The 2609-nt window shown below is 62.1% G+C and carries 2 protein-coding genes; one reads left to right on the top strand and one right to left on the bottom strand.

Annotated elements, in window-relative coordinates; translation table 11 throughout:
• Positions 1-740: hypothetical protein (locus P7D22_RS22755; protein ID WP_319936530.1), on the bottom strand; the 740-nt coding region annotated here is incomplete at its 3' end.
• Between the two features lie 355 nt (positions 741-1095).
• Here P7D22_RS22755 and P7D22_RS22750 point away from each other — a divergent pair.
• Entirely contained in the window at positions 1096-2121 is a 1026-nt protein-coding gene (locus P7D22_RS22750; RefSeq protein ID WP_319936529.1) for an SGNH/GDSL hydrolase family protein, read from the top strand.
• The last annotated feature ends 488 nt before the right edge of the window (positions 2122-2609 follow it).

Raw genomic sequence — 2609 nt, 5'->3', positions numbered from 1 at the left:
ACGCGATCAGGACCAAACTCGCCCTGAATCATCTGTCTGAGTCGGTGCACTAGGCGGAAGTCACGCGCGAGAGCCCGAGGCGTCGAGGGGTCAAGGGACAGCGTGACATAGGCGATGTTAGGTACGAGCGCATTGTTTGCGCCCGGTGTGAAGACGATCGCCAACCGGTAGCCGGTCTTCATGGAGGCGAGATCGGCAGCAGAGATCGGCGTGAACTTGGCCTGATACAGGGTTTGCGCCTGGGCAGTGGTGTACGCGATCACATCTCGAAATCTGACATAGTCCGTCACCGGGTGGTTGAGCGTAAAAATCGAGCTGACGCCCAGGCCAATCCCAGGAGAAGAGCTATAGGCCGCCGTCCCGCTTGTCAGAGCGCATTCCACCCGGAACTGTGATGTGGCGTCCTGCGCGTACACCAAGCGGCTATCCACTCCGACGATGTTGGATGCGGTTTGCCTGTCGGTGGCGCTGATTGTGGACAGGATCTGCTGATTAATGGAGATCGGCGCGAAGGTCTGCCCGCCGTCGGTCGACATCGTCAACCCGACTTTGCCGGCGGCGCCCGTCGCGAATTTGGCGCTGAGATTGAAGACGCTGTTCGCGGTTGCTGTGAACGGAGCTGACACCTCCGATCCCGCGCACGTCCCCGAAAGACCATTGGCCGGCAGCAAAGTTGCCGCCGCCATAGCCGGCCCGGCCAGCGTAGCGAGAATACCCGCGAGGGCGAGAATGCGATTCATGGTGGTGCTCCTGAATTGAATGCAGGTCCCTTGTGCGCATGAAGGCCTCGTCCTGCGGCCGGCACAGCAACGCCATTAATTTTACCAGCGTTCTGGGAAATTACTGGAAGCTGCCAGTCGCCGAATCCCTCGGAAAACCAACGCTGAAAACGCTGGAATTCCTTGAGAGCCCCCCAAGACGATTCGCCTTAGACGCCGTGCGCTGATGCCTCCAGAAAGGCGTATGGCTTAGCCAAGCGCGCGGTGCTCCGGTGCGTCAGTGTCCGAGAATGCTGCAGGAGGAGCCTGATCGTCTTCCGCGCTGTGCACGAGGCCACTAACCTTCTTTGCCGTAATTATGGGAGGAGAGATTCGCATGCCATTATCGGTTCGTTTCCGGAGGTTGACCGTCGCGTTGCTCGGCGCGGGGGGCCTCGCCGTCTCCGCAGCGCCATCCTACGCGTACAGCGCCCTGTACGTGTTCGGTGACAGCTTGTCCGACGCGGGGAACGTCTCCGCGGTGAGCGGCGGCCTGGTGCCTCCGAGCCCGTATGTGGGTGGCCACTTCTCCAATGGGCCGACATGGGCCGAGGATCTCTCGCTCAAGCTCGGGCTTGGGCAGCTCCTACCGTCGAACGAGGGCGGGACGGACTACGCCTACGGCTATGCGACCACGTCGGCAGACATTCCTCGCAGCAGCCCCGTACCGCTGAATCTCCCGATTCCGAATGTCGAGCAGCAGGTGGCAGCCTATAGTGCCCAGCACGGCAACCAAGCCGACGCCGCTGCTATCTACGCCGTGTGGATCGGATCGAACGACGTTCTCAATGCCCTCGCTGGATTGGCGACCGGTGCTCTGCCGGCTGATCAACTGGTGGCGAAGCTGGAAGACGCTGTGACATCCGAAGTCCGGGCGATCGGGACGCTCGTCCAGGAGGGCGCCAAGCACGTTCTCGTGGGCTTGCTGCCCGATCTCGGGTTGACGCCTGCGCTCAACACCACGGCGCCCGGTGCCGGCACGGCCATAGCACAGGCTTACAACTCCGCTCTGGAGGACGCGACGGGCAGTCTGTTCTCCGGCATCGATCTCAAATATCTGGACACCTTCGGCTTGCTGCAAAGCGCGGTGGGAAACCCATCCGCTTATGGCTTCACCAACGTGACATCCCCCTGCCTGACCGCTTCGTCCGTCTGCAGCGATCCCGATCAGCATCTTTTCTGGGATGAGCTTCACCCGACCGCTGCAGGCCATGAGCTTATTGCTGACCTGGCGCTACGGACGGTGTCTGTCACGACCGTGCCTCTGCCCAGCGGGGCAGCTCTGTTCGGGGTTGCTATCGCTGTGCTTGGAACGCTGACTACCCTCACGCGCAGCGTACGGCAGCGACAGCTGGTGTCCTAAACCCTCATGCGTGGGGGGCTACGCCTCCCACGCTATTGCCCTTGATGGTAACCGGTTCTCGCTCGAAGCCAGGTTGCCAGACCAAGCTCCCGAGACGCAGCCCGGTGCGGCCAGTTCGCTTGGCCTGCCTGCCTCCTCATCCTGCAACGCTGAACCATTGCCTTCGCCGATACCAGCGCTCGCAGGATGCTCACACACAGGCGTCAGCATGCATTGGCTATCCATGTCGGTGAGCAACCCACAACGCCAGCCTGCGGTCATCCTGCGGCGATTGAGAGGAGTTGCGCACCCGACACACCGCGCCATCCCGCCCTGCCCCGGAGCCACCCCCACCTGTTGCCGGAGGGCAACACCAGGGGCATAGGGACCGTACAGAGGGGTGGCCAGGGTGCGCAGCCGCTGCAGCCCATTTTTCCCGTGTGTTTCAGATTCTTGTCCGCCGTCAGGGCTCATGAGACAGACTGAGGGGTTTCGACGAGGGAGGGTTT

The organism is Lichenihabitans sp. Uapishka_5, from assembly GCF_033947565.1.
In the GTDB taxonomy this organism is placed as follows: Bacteria; Pseudomonadota; Alphaproteobacteria; order Rhizobiales; family Beijerinckiaceae; genus Lichenihabitans.
The sequence above is the reverse complement of the archived record's forward strand: the minus strand, read 5'-3'. Positions and strand labels throughout refer to the sequence as shown.